The organism is Streptomyces sp. NPDC087215, from assembly GCF_044744885.1.
Lineage (GTDB): Bacteria > Actinomycetota > Actinomycetes > Streptomycetales > Streptomycetaceae > Streptomyces.
In genome coordinates this window covers 29843-45725 of sequence record NZ_JBIUZD010000012.1, presented here as the reverse complement: position 1 = coordinate 45725, position 15883 = coordinate 29843, and the positions used below count along the sequence as shown (strand labels likewise).

The 15883-nt window shown below is 75.3% G+C and carries 10 protein-coding genes; 9 read left to right on the top strand and 1 reads right to left on the bottom strand.

Going from position 1 to position 15883, the window contains the following annotated elements:
• Positions 1-27 precede the first annotated feature (27 nt).
• The 9 genes from ACIO92_RS26060 to ACIO92_RS26020 all read left to right on the top strand — a co-directional run bounded on the left by ACIO92_RS26060 (position 28) and on the right by ACIO92_RS26020 (position 15387).
• The gene (locus tag ACIO92_RS26060; protein WP_402283118.1) at positions 28-2280 is read left to right on the top strand and encodes a TOMM precursor leader peptide-binding protein; all 2253 of its coding nucleotides are present in this window, start codon (positions 28-30) and stop codon (positions 2278-2280) included.
• On the top strand, positions 2277-4307 hold the full coding sequence (locus ACIO92_RS26055) for a TOMM precursor leader peptide-binding protein (protein WP_402283120.1): 2031 nt from the start codon (positions 2277-2279) through the stop codon (positions 4305-4307). Before ACIO92_RS26060 ends, ACIO92_RS26055 begins: the two co-directional genes overlap by 4 nt.
• A 146-nt stretch (positions 4308-4453) precedes the next feature.
• Positions 4454-6373: a nitroreductase family protein gene (locus ACIO92_RS26050; RefSeq protein ID WP_366443321.1), complete on the top strand. Its 1920-nt coding sequence runs from the start codon at positions 4454-4456 to the stop codon at positions 6371-6373.
• Positions 6374-6385: 12 nt separating this feature from the next.
• The gene (locus ACIO92_RS26045; protein ID WP_402283122.1) at positions 6386-9265 is read left to right on the top strand and encodes a lantibiotic dehydratase; all 2880 of its coding nucleotides are present in this window, start codon (positions 6386-6388) and stop codon (positions 9263-9265) included.
• A gap of 191 nt (positions 9266-9456) precedes the next feature.
• On the top strand, positions 9457-10482 hold the full coding sequence (locus ACIO92_RS26040) for a lantibiotic dehydratase C-terminal domain-containing protein (RefSeq protein WP_401239575.1): 1026 nt from the start codon (positions 9457-9459) through the stop codon (positions 10480-10482).
• Entirely contained in the window at positions 10479-11591 is a 1113-nt protein-coding gene (locus ACIO92_RS26035; protein ID WP_402283124.1) for a metalloprotease, read from the top strand. The genes ACIO92_RS26040 and ACIO92_RS26035 overlap by 4 nt, the downstream gene beginning before the upstream one ends.
• 117 nt (positions 11592-11708) lie before the next feature.
• Complete coding sequence (locus ACIO92_RS26030) at positions 11709-12680, top strand: ABC transporter ATP-binding protein (RefSeq protein WP_401239376.1); 972 nt, start codon at positions 11709-11711, stop codon at positions 12678-12680.
• A gap of 2 nt (positions 12681-12682) precedes the next feature.
• Positions 12683-13438, top strand: a complete 756-nt coding sequence (locus ACIO92_RS26025) for an ABC transporter permease (RefSeq protein ID WP_401239374.1) — start codon at positions 12683-12685, stop codon at positions 13436-13438.
• Between the two features lie 29 nt (positions 13439-13467).
• Positions 13468-15387: a TOMM precursor leader peptide-binding protein gene (locus tag ACIO92_RS26020; protein WP_402283147.1), complete on the top strand. Its 1920-nt coding sequence runs from the start codon at positions 13468-13470 to the stop codon at positions 15385-15387.
• Positions 15388-15483: 96 nt separating this feature from the next.
• Here ACIO92_RS26020 and ACIO92_RS26015 read toward each other — a convergent pair whose 3' ends face one another.
• Complete coding sequence (locus ACIO92_RS26015; protein ID WP_030757923.1) at positions 15484-15654, bottom strand: thiazolylpeptide-type bacteriocin; 171 nt, start codon at positions 15652-15654, stop codon at positions 15484-15486.
• Positions 15655-15883 lie beyond the last annotated feature (229 nt).

The following is a 15883-nucleotide window of genomic DNA, read 5'->3' as shown; positions in this document are numbered from 1 at the left end:
CACCCCAACGAGAGGTGTGACGCACGCATGACCGCAACGCCCTACGCGGAGATCGCCGGAACCCGGCCCCGGGTCCGTCGGGACGTCCTGTTCACCCAGACCCCCGACGGGGTGATCTTCCACAACGCAGACGGCGGCTTCCAGCTCACCGCCAGGTCCGGCTACCGCTTCGCCACGCTCCTGGTGCCGTACCTGGACGGCACCAGGAGCGTCGAGGAGATCTGCCGGGGCTTCGGCGAGGCCCAGAAGGCGATGGTGGGCGAGCTGGTCAAAGCGCTCTACGCGCGGGGATTCGCCCGTCCCGTGCCCGCTCCGGAGGAGGGGCCCGCCGTCCCCGCGAACCCGCCCGCCGTGGCCGCCCGGTTCGCCCCGCAGATCGGCTACGTCGACCACTACGCGGACGGCGCCGAGGCCCGCTTCGCCCGGTTCCGGGGGACCCGGGTCGCCGTGCTCGGCGACGGTCCGACCGCCCGCTGGTGCGTGCTCTCCCTGATCCGGAACGGCTGCGCCTCGATCGGTGTCGAGCCCGCCTTCGCGGACGGCACCGGGGGCGTCGCGCCTGAGGAGTTCACGGCCGTCCACGCGGAGGCGGCCGCGCTCGCCGAGGAGGGCTGCCCCGTCGAACTGGCCCTCCTCGAAGGGCCGGTGAAGGACCCGGGGCGGAGCGGCTGGGCATCCTTCGACGGATACGACGTGGTCGTGGCCGCCGCCGGGGACGACGTCCCCGAGCGGGTGCTGCCCCTGCTGCGGGAGGGCGTTCCGGAGGACCGCGTCCTCCTCCCCGCGTGGACCTTCGGCGGTCTGGCCGTCATCGGTCCCGCCATGGCCTCCGGCACGTCCTCCTGCTGGGCGTGCGCGGCCCTGCGGCTCGGCGCGTCCTCCGGTACGGCCGCCGGGGACGCGGCCGGACTGTGGAGCGGTCTGGCGCTCGGCACCGGCACCCCGGGCGACCGGCCCTCGGGACCGCTCGCGGCGATGCTCGGGAACCAGTTGGGGTACGAGGTGTTCCGGCTGGTCACCGGGGCGCTCCCGGACGAGAGCCGGGACCGGGTGCTCGTCCAGTCCACGGCCAGCTTCGACGTCGCCTCGGAGCCGCTGCTCGCACATCCCCGGTGCCCGTTCTGCTCCTCGCCCGCCGAACCGCCCGAGCCGGTCGACCTGACGGCGGCCCCGGCGCGCCCCGCCTTCCTGCCGACGGTCGCCACCGCCCCCGACGACGAGGCCGCGCAGGGGCCGCTCGCCGCGCTGGAACGGCGCTCTGCGCTCGTCCGGCCGTTCACCGGGGTGTTCCGGGAGTACGCCGACGAGCCGTTGACGCAGACACCGCTGAAGGTCGGTTCGGTCGTCCTCGGGCTCGGCTCGCGGGGCACCCGTACCGTGACCGCCTTCGACGTGCACCACACGGCGGGCGCCCGGCTGCGGGCGCTGGACGCGGCGGCGACGGTCTACGCCGAGCACGTGGTCCCGTCCGCCGTCCCCGTGGAGCGGTCGGCCGCCCTCCCGGCGGTGGACCCGGACCTGCTCACCGTCGCGTCCGGTACGGGCGGCTCCGGGGCGGAGCCCGTCTGGACCCTGGCGACCTCGCTGATCACCAAGGAGGCCGTACGGGTGCCCTCGGGCGCCGTGCGTCCCTTCGGCCGGGACAACGCCGACCGGCGCTTCGAGCCCACCCGGGCCGGGGCCGGGGCCGGGGAGGACCTGCCGGGGGCCGCGGCGGCGGGACTGCTGTCGGCGCTGTCCCATGACGCGCTGCGCCGTGCCGTCGCGGGCGGCGGGAGCGTCGCCGTGCTCGCGGCGGACGCCTTCGGCGAGGACCCGGAGATGACGTTCCTGCTGCGTTCGGCCGCGCTGCTGGACCTTCCCGTAGAGCTGCTCGACCTCGGCGAACGGGCCCGCTCCGGCGTGTCCGTGGTCCTGGCCCGGACCAACAGCCCCACGGCGGGCGACGGTTGGGCCGTCGGGGCGGCGCTGGACCCGGCCTCGGCCGCCGTCGACGCGGTGCGGGACCTCCTGGGCCGGGCCCAGTTCGCCGCCGAGGAGGGCGGCGCCGTCGACGACGAGGGCGACCCGCTGATGCGGGACCTCGACGCCTCGCTGATACGGATCACCCCGGACACGGCCGTGGTGGCACCGGGCGCGCCGCCGGAGTGGGCCGATGTCCTGGAGCGCCTCGCGGCCACCGGCCGGGACGCGCTGGTCGTCCCGACGCACGCGGCCGACCTGCCGGGCGCGGGCATCCACACCGTGCGGGTGCTGCTCACCCGGGCGGCGGCCCGATGAGGACCGGACCGTCGACGACACCGGGGAGCGCTCCGGCGGCCGTACCGGATGCCGTGTCGGCGCCGCCTTCGACCGCCAGGCCGGAGGTCGTAGAGGTCGTACCGGAAGTCGTACCGGAGCGCGTGCCGCCCCGGCCGGTCCGGTGCCACGACGTCTTCGCGGACGCCCTGCGCGTGGCGTTGCGGGCATGGGGGGCCGAGGGCGTGCCGCTGCCCGAGGTGGTGGTCGGCGCCCTCGGCACGGGTGACGCGTACGCCGGGGCGGTGCCGTCCGAAGGGCGGCTGCCCGTGCACGTCTACGGGCGTCAGCTGCTCGTCGGCCCTTGGCCGTCCGCCGGGCGGGGGCGCGGCTGCGCGACCTGTCTGGCCCGGCGCTGGCAGGGCGTCCGCTCGGTGCCGCTGCGCGACGGTCTCGAACGCGGTGCGGAGACCCGGCGGGCGGGCGACTGGCCGTACGGCGTGCCCTTCGCCGCCACCGCCGTGGCCGCCCTGGTGGCGGGGATCGCGGCGGCGGGCCCGGCGCCGGGTCCGTACCCCCGGGTCCATCTGCTCGACCTGGACGCGCTGACCGTACGGAGCCATCCGCTCGTGCCCGATCCGGAGTGCCCGTCCTGCGGAGTGCCGGAGGCGGACACCGCCGGGGGCGCGGCCCTGGAGCTGCGGCCCGCGCCCAAGTACCGGGAGGGGGCCTTCCGGGTCCGCCGGATCGAGGACTACGGGCTGCCGGTGGACGCCTTCGCCAATCCGCACTGGGGGGCGATCGGATCCTCGGTGGTGTGCGACGTGGCGTCCACCACCACGTCGGCGACGGTCGGCTGTTTCTCGTCGCGCTCCGGGGAGTACCTGCGCGAGACGTTCTGGGGCGGTCACGCCGACACCTTCGCGCGCAGCCAGCGCGTCGGGGTGCTGGAAGGGCTCGAACGGTACGCGGGGATGCGGGCCAGGACCCGGACGGCGCGGCTGACGGCGTCACTGGACGAGCTGGGGCCGATGGCCGTGGACCCGCGGGTGACCGGTCTGTACGCGGAGGAGTTCCACCGCGACAACCCCCGGGTGCGGCCGTTCTCCCCCGACCGGCGCATCCCCTGGGTGTGGGGCTGGTCGTTGCGGGACGGCGCGCCCCGGGCGGTGCCCGAGGTCCTGGCGTACTACCACGCCCCCGGTCTGGAGCACCGGTTCGTGCAGGAGAGCTCCAACGGCTGTGCTTCGGGGGGCAGTACGGAGGAGGCCGTCTACTTCGGCCTGATGGAGGTCGTCGAGCGGGACGCCTTCCTGCTCGCCTGGTACGGGCGGGTCCCGCTGCGTGAGATCGACCCGTCGACCAGCGTCCGGGCGGGCACCCGGCACATGGTGGACCGGCTCGCGATGTACGGCTACCGGGCCCGGTTCTTCGACGCCCGGCACGATCTGCCGGTGCCCGTCGTCACCGCCTGCGCCGAGCGGGTCGACGGCGGGGTGGGCCGGATGTGCTTCGGCGCGGGGGCGGGGCTGGACCCCGAGTCGGCGCTCGACTCGGCGCTGTGCGAGATCGCCACCGATTCCGTCAACCTGGCCGGCAGGACGCGGCGCGACGAGGCCCGGCTGCGGGCGATGGCCGCCGACTTCTCGCTGGTGACGACCCTTCACGATCATCCGCTGATGTACGGCGTCCCCGAGACGGGCCGTCACGCCGACTTCCTGCTGCGGCAGCCGGAGCCCGCCCCGCCGCTGGCCGTCGCCGAGCTGGCGCGGTCGCGCCCGGCGGGTCCCGGCGGTCCGGCCGTGGGGGCGTCCGCCGTCTCCCCGGACGTCCGCGAGGACCTGCTGTGGGCGGTGGGCGCGGTGACGGACGCCGGTCTCGACGTGGTGGTGGTCGACCAGACGCTGCCCGAGCAGCGGGCCGTGGGGCTGCACACCGTGAAGGTGCTGGTGCCCGGTCTGCTGCCGATCGACTTCGGCTGGTCCCGGCAACGGGCCCGGCACATGCCCCGGATGCTCGGGGCGCTGGCCGGCTCCGGGCCCCATCCCGCGCCCCACCCCTTCCCGTAGCACTTCCCGTAGCCCTCCCCGCCGCTCCCGTAGCCCTCCCCGCCGCTCCCGTAGCCCTTCCCGCCGCGCGGTTCCCGTGCTCCGCGCGCCTCGCCCGTCCGGTGCGCCGCCCGTTCCGCCCGCCGTCCGAAAGGAGGCCGACCCCGATGGGGTTCGCCCATGAGTACGCCGACGCCGTCCTGTACCGGGGCCGCGTTCCGATGGAGCCCGCCGACTTCGTCCCCGACTGGCCCGACGGGCCGCGCCGGGGGAAGTTCTATCCCGGCGCGGAGCCGTACGCGCTCCCCGACGGCGACGGCCTCGCCGACGCACCGGCCCGGCTCGGCCTGCTGCCCCCGCCCGGCGGCCCCGCCGGGTCCGGGGCGCCCGGCTTCACCCTGCCGCTGCTGTCCGCGATGCTCAAGGACTCGTACGGGCTCACCGGGCGCCGTCTGGGCGTCCAGGCGAACAGCGATCTGTCGGGGCTGCCGCTCTATCCGCACGCCAACTGGTCGCGCGGCACGGCGGGCGGCGGCGGCCTGTACCCGGTGTCGGTCCACTGGGTGTCGGGGCCTTCCGGACCGCTCACCCCGGGTGTCCACCACTACGACGTGCACCGGCACGCCGTGCGAAGGCTGCTGACGGGCGATGTGACGGACCGGGTCCGTGAGGCGCTGGGCGCGGACGCGCCCGCCGGGGCCCTGGGCACCGACCAGTATCTGGTGCTCGGGGTGAAGTACTGGCAGACCGCGTTCAAGTACAACAGTTTCGGCTACCACGTGGTCTGCACCGATGTGGGCACCCTGGTGCAGACGTGGCGGGTCTGGGCCGCCGCCCACGGGCTCCGGGTCGCGCCCGTCCTGTGGTTCGACGAGCCCCGGCTGAACGGGCTGCTCGGCGCCGACGGCGAGGAGGAGAGCGTCTTCGCCGTGGTCCCGCTGCGCTGGGAGGACGGCACCGCGCGCGCGGCTCCTCCCGGTGGGGCCGGACTCACGGTCCCTCCCGGTGGGGCCGGACGCCAGGTCCTTCCCGGTGGGGCCGGAGGCTCCACGGTCCCCGGTGCCGCCGGACGCGCGGCCCCTCCTCGTGGGGCCGGGCAGGCGGATTCTCCCGGCGCGGCCGGACGTTCCGTGTCCCCCGACGCGGCCGGAGGTCCCGTGCCCCCCGGTGGGACCGCGCGGACGGCGTCCGCCGCCGGACCCGGGCGCGGTGCCTCTCCGGGCTCCCTCGCCCGTACGGCCTCCTCCACGGGGCCCGGTCACGACGGGACCGGCTCCGGTCGCGTCGGTCCCGGCCGCGATCCCGCCGTGCGGCACCGGGACGTCGAGCGGTCCCGTACCGTCGTCCGGTTCCCCACCGTCCTCGCGATGCACGCGGCGACGGTGGCCGGGGCCACCGACCGGCCCGCGCCGGGGGCGCTCACCGCCTCGGCGGCGCGGCCCGTTCCCGGGGGCGGCACCCGGATCGCCCTGCCCACGCCGGAGCTGCCGGAGGTGCCGGTGCGGCGGGTGCTGCGGAACCGGCGCAGCAGCTTCGGACGGTTCGACGCCACCGTCCCGGTCACCCCCGGGCAGTTGTCGACGGTGCTCGCGGCCTGCGCGGCGACCTCGCTCGGCGGGGACGCGGCGCCCGAGGGCACCCCGCGCCAGGTCCGGCTCTACGCCTTCGTCAACCACGTCGGGGACATCGCCCCCGGGGCGTACGTCTACGACGCCGACGCGGGCGAGCTGTCGCTGGTCGTCCCGGGCCCGCAGGGGCGCTTCCTCCAGGAGAACTACTTCCTGGCCAACTACAACCTGGAGCAGGCGGGCGCGGTCCTGGTGCCGACGGTCCGCACGGCGGCCGTCCTGGACGCGGTCGGCGACCGGGGCTACCGGCTGGCCGTCGGTACGGCGGGCGCGGTGGCGCAGACCTTCTACCTGGCGGCGTCCGCCCTCTCCCTGGGCGCGGGGGTGGCCCTCGGCTTCGACAACGTGTCGTTCGTCGAGCGGCTGGACCTCGCGGGCACGGAGGAGGCGCCGCTCCTCATCATGCCGCTCGGCAACGAGCGTCCCGGTCCTGCCGACTTCCGCCATGAGATCGCCTGAGGTGAGACCGCGATGACACTTCCGACCAGCGGCACGGCCGCCCGCCGAACCGTCACCTGGGAGGTGGGCCGCCGTTTCCTGCTCCGGGCCGCCGGGCTCCCCGTGGAGACCGTGCGCGGGCTGCGCTGCCCCCGTACCCGCGCCTGGGCCGACGAGGTGCTCGCCCGGGAGGAACGGCTGGCCGCCGAGGGCGCCGCCGTCAGCGACCTGCTGCACGGTCTGCTCGGGGCGGCCGACGCCACGGGCGACGAGGCCCGGCGGGCGCTCCTCGCCCTGCGCCGCCGCGTCTTCAACAACCGGGCGCCCGCCGACCCGGGGGCGGCCGTGCGTCTGGTCGCCGGGCTGGACGCGGCGGTGGGCGGGCGGGTCGCCGCCTGGCTGGACGACCGGGAGCGGTACGGCGCCCTGCTCGACGCGGGTCCCGTCCTGCTGGCCGAGGAACTGGCGACGGCCCGGGGCGGGCTGCGCCTCGCGCTGTCCCGCGAGGAGATCCGCCGGGGTCTGCTCCTGGCGTCACCGACGCTGGACGGCAGGCTCGACGGGTATCTGACGGCGGGCGTGGGCACGGGGTCCGGCACGGGGTCCGGCACGGAGTCCGGCACGGGAGCGGGCTCCGGTGCCGGTGCCGGTACTGACCGTACGGGCTCCGGTCTCAGCCCCAGCTCCACTCCCGGCTCCGGCTCCATGTCGAGCGGGCGGATGCGGAAGGTCGAGCGCTCGGCGCTCACGTACCTCTACCGCACGGCGTGCAAGACCAGCCCCTTCAGCACGTTCACGCCGGTCGCGTCCGCCGTCTTCGGTCCGGGTCCGGACGACGGCGGGCCGGGGCCGCGCCTCGGCGCGGAGCGGACCGGTCATGTGCGGCTCAACGTGGTCGCGCTGGGCCGGATCGCCGATCTGATCCTGGCCGATCCGGTGCTCCGACAGGACCTGCCCGTCGTCCTGTCGCCCGGCTGGGGGCGCGACGAGGACCGCGTCCGGTACGTGCGGCAGTGGGTGACGAGCGGCGACGACGACGCCTCCGTGACCTTCGACTCCGTCCGCGACCGGCTGTTCTACCTGCGGAGCAGCGGCACCCTCGAACGGCTGCTGGGGTTCCTGGACGACTCTCCGGGGCTCCGGCACCGCGATCTCGTCGAACGGCTCCGGGCCGAACACGGCGCCGAGCCCGCCGAGTGCGAGCGGTACGCCGCCGCGCTGCTCCGGGTCGGCATGGTGCAGGTGCCGTGTCTGCGCACCGATGTGCACGCCGCCGATCCGCTGGACGCGTTCCGGCGGGCCCTGCGGGCCCTCGCGGTGCCGTGGGCCGAGGCGGTCGCCGACCGGCTCGGGGGTCCGGCGGCCCGCCTCGCCGCGTACCCGGCCGCCGGACTCGCCGAACGGCGCGCCCTGCTGCGGACGCTGCGCTCCGAGCTCCTCGACGTGCAGCGGGGGCTGGGCGCCGAGGAGCCGTCGCTGCCCCGGACGCTGCTGTACGAGGACGTCGGCGCGGGCGACGGGCTGGTCGCCGACGCGGGACTGCTCGCGGGCGGGACGGCGGCGGCGCTGCGCGCGGTCGAGGGCGTGCTGCCGATGTTCGACCTGACGCTCCCGCACCGGGTCTCCCTGCACGGCTTCTTCCTGGCGCGGTACGGGCGGGGCGGGCGCTGCGACGACCTGCTGGGCCTCGTGCACGACTTCCACGAGGACTTCTTCGACCAGTACGTGTCCTTCACGGCGAAGCGCTCGGCGTTCGACGCGGACGGCGCGTACGTACCGGAGGAGAACTGGCTGGGCCAGAGCGCGCTGCGGAGGCTCGACGACGCCCGCCGCCGGTTCGTGGCGGGGATGCGTGAGCTGTGGGACCGTCACGGCATGGAGGAGGAACTGCGGCTGCCCGCCGGACTGCTGGCCGACATCGAAGCCGAACTGGAGCCTCTCGCCGGTGACTTCACTCCGCTGAGCCATCATCTCCAGGTGGCACGGCCCCCGTCCGGGGGTGCCGGGCCGACCCGGGTGGTCCTGAACCGTTCGTACGGCGGGCTCGCGTTCCCCTTCAGCCGCTTCACCCATGTGTACGACGGGCCCGGCGCGTCCGGGCTGTCGGACGTGCTGCGGGCCGAGCTGCGCGACCGGCAGCCGCCCGGGGTGGTGTTCGCGGAGCTGACCGGCGGTCCCGTCACCAGCAACCTCAATCTGCACGGGCGGCTGACCGACCACCGGATCGTGTGTCCCGGCGAGACGGCGGCGGTGCCGCCGGAGGCCCGGATCGACCTGGACGACCTGTATCTGGAGCACGACGAGACGGCCGACCGGCTGGTGCTGCGGTCGCGGCGGCTCGGCCGCGAGGTGGTGCCCGTCTACCTCGGCTATCTGGTGCCGGTGGCGCTGCCGGAGATCCCCCGCACGCTGCTGCTCCTCTCGCCGAGCGGGATGGCCCCGGCCGAGGTGTGGGGCGGGGTCCCGGAGGGTCCGGCGGCGGACGGGGTGACCCGCCGTCCGCGCGTCGCCCACGGCGACGTCGTGGTCTCCCGCCGGAGCTGGACGGCGGACGCTGCGGTCCTCCCGGTGCGCGGGCCCGGCACGGACGAGGCCGGGTGGTACCTGGGGTGGCGGCGCTGGCAGCGGACGCACGGGCTGCCCGACCGGGTCTTCGCGACGGTGCTGCGCGAGGGCCGCCTGGCGCTCGGCGCGAAACCCGTGTACGTGGACTTCGAGAGCCCCCTGTCGCTGACCGCCTTCGAGGCGCTGGTCGATCGCGCGCCGGGCGCCGGGGTCGTCCTGCGCGAGATGCTCCCGGCCGAGGACGCGCTGCACGTGACGTCCGGCGAAGGCCGGCACGTGGCCGAACTGGCCGTGGAGACCTTCACCTTCCGCCACCGCACCGAGGACGGCCCCACATGCCTGAACTGATCTCCCCGCCCGCCTCCCCCGGCCTCTCCCGCGCCGACGCTCCTTCCCCTGCTCCTCTCCCCCTCCCTGTCCCCGTCCCGACGGCGCCGGACGGAGCGTCCGAACCGGCCGCGGCCCACGGCCCGGCCGGACGGGGCGAACCGGGTGCGTGGATCGCGCTGCACGTGTTCTACGCCGCGAGCCCCCGGCCGATGCTGGTGGACTGCGTCCGGCCGCTGGTCGCCCGGCTCACCGAAGAGGGCCTGCTGCACGGGTACTTCTTCCTGAACTACTGGCTGGAGGGTCCCCACGTCCGGCTGCGGCTGCGGCCCGCGAGCCCGTCGGCCGCCCCCGAGGTGCGGCGGCGCGCCGAGGAGGCGCTGACCGCGTTCCTCCGGGGCAGACCCGCGCTGTACGAGGTCGACTCGGGGTTCCTGAAGGACTTCTACAACGCCCTGTTCGACATCGAGTTCCCCGGCGAGGACCGGGGCCGGTACATGGGCGAGGACGGCCGGATGCGGCTGCGGCCCAACAACAGCTTCAGCGAGGAGCCGTACGCCCCCGAGTACGCGAAGTACGGCGGGCCCGCCGGGGTCGAGCTGGCCGAGTGGCACTTCCGGCACTCCAGCGACCTGGTCGTGGACGCCTTCCGCACGATGAACCTGCATCTGCGCACGGTGCTGCTCGGGACCTCCGCGCAGCTGATGATGGTGATGGCGAGCTGCTTCCTGCCGGAGGAGGACCGGCTCGCCGACTATCTGGACGGCTACTACGCGTTCTGGCACCGGGCGTTCCCCGGGACCGGTTTCATCGGCTCGGCGGAGTACGAGCGGAACTACGCGGAGATGGCGCCCGCGCTCGGCCGCCGGTTCGCCGCCGTGCGGGCGGCGGTGGCCTCGGGGGAACTGGGGCGGCTGCCGTCGTTCCTGCGGGGCTGGGCGGAGCACTGTCTGGAGCTGCGGTCCCGCGCGGCGGACCTCGCGGTCCGGGGCGAGCTGCTGTTCCCGCCGCACGAGGGGCCCGCCCGCGAGGACACCGGGCAGGTGCGCGCGGAGCCGGTGGACGCGGTCCCGCCGGAGCCGCTGACCCATGTGCCTTCGGTACTGCCCCGACTGCTCTCCCCGTACATGCACATGACCAACAACCGGCTGCACGTGACGATCCGGGACGAGGCCTACCTGTCCTTCGTCCTGGGGCAGGTCCTGCGGGACGGGCGCGGGACGGCGGCGGGCTCGTGACGGCCGCCGCCGCGCGGGCCCACCGTCCGGCGCTGCGGTCCGGGGTCCTGCTGAGCGGGCCGCTGCTGCGCGGGCCCCGGACCGTGCACCTGGTCCGGCACCCGGTCACCGGCGCGGCCTTCGAGGTCGGTGTCAAGGAGCACTTCCTCATGACCCGGCTCGACGGGACGCGGAACCTGGACGACCTCGCGCCGGTGTACGCGGACCGGTTCGGCCGCCGTCTCGGCGAGGACCACTGGTACCGGCTGCTGGGTCTCCTCGGCGCCCGGGGGCTGCTCGCCGGGGCTCCCGACCCGGCGCCGCCCGCGACCGCCCCGAAGCCGCCGAACTCGGTGTGGCGCGGCACCCGGCCGCTGGTCGCGGACGCCGACGCGACCACGGCGCGGTTGCACCGGGCGCTGCGTCCGCTGCTCCGCCCCGCCGTCCAGTACCCGCTGATCGTCGCCGTCCTGGCGTTCCTGGCGCTGTTCGCCGTACGGGCGCCCGAGCTGATCGACGGGGCGGCCTGGCTGGTCCGGCGGCCCGTCGCGCTCCTGGGCGCGGCCCTGTTCCTCTGGCTGAGCATCACCCTCCACGAACTGGCCCACGGGGTGGCCGCCCAGCACTACGGGGGGCACGTCGCCGAGATCGGACTGCGCTGGCGGCTCCCGGCCGCCCTGCTGTACTGCACGGTCGACGACTACCTGTTCCTGCCGGGCAGGCGGGCCAAGCTGGTGATCGCCGGGGCGGGCGCGCACCTCAACATGGTGCTCCTGCTGCCCTTCGCGGTCTGGTGGCTGCTGCTGCCCGCCGGAGCGCCGGAGCGTCCCGCGCTCGCCGGGCTGCTGGTGCTCGGCACCGTACAGGGGCTGAGCAACCTCGTACCGCTGCCGCCGCTGGACGGGTACCGGATGCTCGGGCAGGTCCTGGGCACCGCCCGGCTGGCCGCCGAGACCCGGACGTACCTGGCGGTGCGCCGGGGCGGGCGGGGTTCCCCGGCCCTGGCCGCGTATCCGGCGCGGGCCCGGCGGATCCACACGGCGTACGCGATCGGGGCGGTGGCCCTGGTGCTGCTCGTCGCGGCGGGCACCGTCGCGTTCGTCCTCGCCGTGCTCGGCGTGCTCGGCTGACCGGCCACGAGCGCCCCGCGCGTCCCGCGACCACATCGTTTCCCGCCGACCGCGTCTCCCGGACGGCACGTTTCCCGACGACCACGTTCCACGCACCACACGAGTGAGGTACAGGCCATGCCAACCACATCCGCGGCGGGCGGTTCACCGACCGCCGCCGTCCAGGTCCGGGGAGTCTCCAAGCGGTACGGGGACCGACAGGCCGTGGACGACGTCTCCCTGGAGATCCACCGGGGCGAGTTCTTCGGTCTGCTCGGCCCCAACGGCGCGGGCAAGTCCACCCTGATCGAGATCATGGAGGGGCTGCGCCGGGCCGACAGCGGCACGGTCGCCGTCTTCGGGGAGTCCCCGTGGCCGCGCAACACCGGTCTGCTGCCCCGGCTGGGGGTCCAGACGCAGAGTTCGGCGTTCTTCGTGCGGCAGACCGCGCACGAGCACCTGAGGACCGTCGCCGCGCTCTACGGGGCGCCCCCGGCCGCCGTCGACGCCACGCTCGCCTCGGTGGGCCTCACCGAACAGCGCGGTGTCCAGGTGGAGAACCTCTCCGGGGGCCAGCGGCAGCGGCTCGCCATCGCCTCGGCCCTGGTCCACGGGCCCGAGCTGATCTTCCTGGACGAGCCTTCGGCGGCGCTCGACCCACAGGCCCGCCGCGCCCTGTGGGAGGTGCTGCGCGGTCTGAAGGCGCGGGGCCGCACGATCGTCCACACCACCCACCACCTCGACGAGGCGGAAGCGCTCTGCGACCGGATCGCGATCCTGGTGGACGGCCGGATCGCGGTGACCGACTCGCCGCACAACCTGGTGGGCGCCTCCCGCGCCCCGAGCCGTCTGCTGCTTCCCCTGGGGCGCCTCGACGAGACGGCGGCGGCGGCCATCGAGGGCGTCGAACGGGTCACCGTGGAGGGCGGTTCGCTCGTCCTGGAGACCCATCAGACCGGGCGGGTCCTCGCGGCCGTCGACCGGCTCACCGGGCTCGACGGCGTCCAGACCAGGACCGCCGGCCTGGAGGACGTCTATCTCGACCTGACCGCCCGGCTCGCCGGTTCCGGCCGGTCGGCCCATCCGCACGCAGAGACCACGGAGCCGTGACCATGAGCGCCTACGCCGCACTGACCCGGGCGGGCTACCGGGCCCAGGTCCGGGACAGGACCACCCTCTTCTTCACGTTCGCCTTCCCGCTCCTCTTCCTCGTCGTCTTCGGGCTGATCTTCCGGGGCCAGGAGGTGACGGAGAGCGGCCTGTCCTATCTGTCGTACACGGCGGCGGGCGTGCTGTCCTGGGGCGTGGCGAACGCCGCCGTCTTCGGCATCGCGTTCACCCTCATGCAGTGGCGCACGGACGACATCCTGCGGCTGATCCGGATGTCCCCGGCGCCGCTGTCGGCCGTCATCGGATCCCGGTACGTCCTCGCCCTGATGGTGGGCGCCGTGCAGTCGCTGCTCTTCGTCGGGGTGGCGATGCTGCCCGTCTTCGGCCTGGAGCCCGCGTCCGGCTGGCCGCTGCTGATCCCGGTACTGGTCCTCGGCATCACCACCTTCCTGCTCCTGGGGGTGATCATCGGGTCCTTCGCGAACACCCCCGAGTCGGTCGCGGCGGTCGCCAACTTCCTGATGCTGCCGATGGCGTTCCTCTCCGGCTCCTTCTTCCCGCTGGACTCGATGCCGTCCTGGCTGCAGAAGGTCTCCCTGGTGATGCCGCTGCGCTACCTCAACGACGCCGTGTCCCACGCCCTCGCGGGCCGTGGCGAGCCCTCCGACGTGTGGGTGGGCTGCGCCGGGCTCCTCGTGTTCGGCGTGCTCTTCGGCGCCGTCGCGGTGAAGACCTTCCGCTGGACGAGGTCCTCGTGAGCACGGCCACCCGGCCGCTGCCGCCGCCCATGGACACGGCACGGGCGGAGCTGCGGGCCGCGCTCGGCGGGCGTCTCGGCCGGGACGTCCCCGTCGTCCCGGTCGGCGCCACCGACGCCGCCGCGCCCTCCGGCGGGCGGGGCGCCCCCGACCCCTGGGCCGCCGAACGCGCCGGGGCCCGCGTCCACCTCACCGCCTCCGCCGTCCTCGTCGGCCCCTGGGGCGGCGACGGCACCGCGCCCGCCTGCGGGCGCTGTCTCGCACTGCGCTGGCAGCGGCTGCGCAGCCGCAGCGAACGTGACGCGCTGGAGACCGGCGGACCGGACGGACCGCGCCCCGCCGGCGCATGGCCGGTCCTCACCGCCCATGTGTACGACACGGTCGCGGCGCTCTGCGAGGTGCTGCTGGACGGTCCCGGGGCGCGGCCTCCCGCGCGGGAGGCCGCCGACCGGGCGCTGCCCCAGGTGACCCGGGTCGATCTGGCGACGCTCGCGGTCCGCACGTTCCCGCTGCTCGCCGATCCGCTCTGCCCCGACTGCGCTCCGGCGCCCGTCCCGGCCGGGCCCCGGCCGCTGGACCTCGTCGCACGTCCGAAACCCGACCCGGGCGCGTACCGGCTGCGTCCGGCGTCGGCGTACCCGCTGCCCCGCGAGGCGCTCGCCAACCCGGTGTGCGGGGCGCTCGGCGGCGGGACGTGGCTCGGCGTCACCTCGCCGACGACGGCGCCCGTCGCGGGCAGCGTCTTCGTGCGCGGTTACGCCGGTCTCAACGACGTCACCTGGAGCGGGCAGGAGAACACCTTCGCCACCAGCCGCACCCTGGCCTTCCTGGAGGGCCTCGAACGGTACGCGGGCACCCACCGGCGCGCTCGCCGGACCCCTGTGGTCGGGTCGTGGAACGCGCTGCGGGAGGACGCCGTGGACCCCGCCGTCTGCGGCTTCTACGATCCCCTGACCTACCGCGACGACCCGCTGGTGGACCCCTTCGACCCGGACCGGGCCATCCCCTGGGAGTGGGGCTGGTCCCTCCGTGACGCCCGCCCCGTCCTGGTCCCCTCGCGCCTCGTCTACTACAGCGCCGGTCTCGCCGCCGACAACTTCGTCTTCGAGTGCTCCAACGGCTGCGCCATCGGCGGGAGTCTGGAGGAGGCGGTCCTCGGCGGGCTCCTGGAACTGATCGAGCGCGACGCCTTCCTCAACGCCTGGTACGGCGACGCCCGGCTCACCGGCATCGACCTCGCCACGGTCGGCGGCCGGGCGTCCGCCGCCATGGCCGCGCGCGCCGCGCTCCAGGGGTACGACGTCCACGTCCTGGACAACCGGATCGACCTGCCGGTGCCCGTGGTCACGGCGGTCGCCGTGCGCCGGGACAGCGGCCCCGGCACCCTGTCCTTCGCGGCGGCGTCCTCCCTCGACCCGCGCGCCGCCGTGGAGGGCGCGCTCTCCGAGGTGCTCACCTACATCCCGCACCTCTCCCGCCAGACCGAGGAGCGCGGGCCCGAACTTGAGGCCATGGCCGAGGACTTCCACCGGGTCCGCCACCTCAAGGACCACGCCCAGTTGTACGGGCTCCCGCGCATGGCCGAGCACGCCAGGGGATATCTGGAGCCGAGGGCGGTACGCGGCTTCGACGAGGTGTACCGGGACTGGGAGGCGACCGTACGGCCCCGCACCGGCGACCTCGCGGACGACGTACGGGCGGTGACGGGTTACCTCGCGGCGGCGGGGCACGACGTGGTCGTCGTCGACCAGACCACCCCGGAGCAGGAGCGGATGGGCCTGCGCACGGTCAGCACCCTCGTGCCGGGGCTGCTGCCGATCGACTTCGGCTGGAACCGGCAGCGGGCGCCGCTGATGCCCCGGCTGCGCACGGCGCTGCGCCGGGGCGGCCACCGGGCGACGGACCTGGCCGACGAGGAGGTCCGGATGGTCCCGCACCCGTTCCCGTGACCGGCGGGCGCCCGCCCCGGCAACGGAGGCGCGCCCGGTGACCGGAGTACCGGTCGCCGGGCGCGCGTCCGGCCGTGGCCGGTCCGTCCTGGTCCGTCAGGCGGAGCAGGAGGTGGTGCTGGTGGTGGAGCTGCACGTCGAGGTCGAGCTGGTGCTCGTGGAACCGGCGAGCACGACCTCGCTGGCGTCCGAGTAGTCGGAGATCTCGAAGGTCTCGGCCTCCAGTTCGAGGATCTCGTCGGCGAGCGTGCTCAGGTCCTTGTTCATGGCGCCTCCTGTGACCACGGCCCCGCGCGGGGACCGACCGGGGGTTACGCCGTCCATTCCACCTCCGTCCGCTCACCGTTCGGCACGTCTCGCGCGCGCACATCGCTGGCACCCGGCGCCAGCGGTCCGCGCACCCCGTCCCCTGGAGCCCCCGTGAACCTCCCCGACCCGGCCCGTGGGGCCACCACCGGCTCTGACGCGTCCTCCGGCGTACCGGACCACTCCGCCA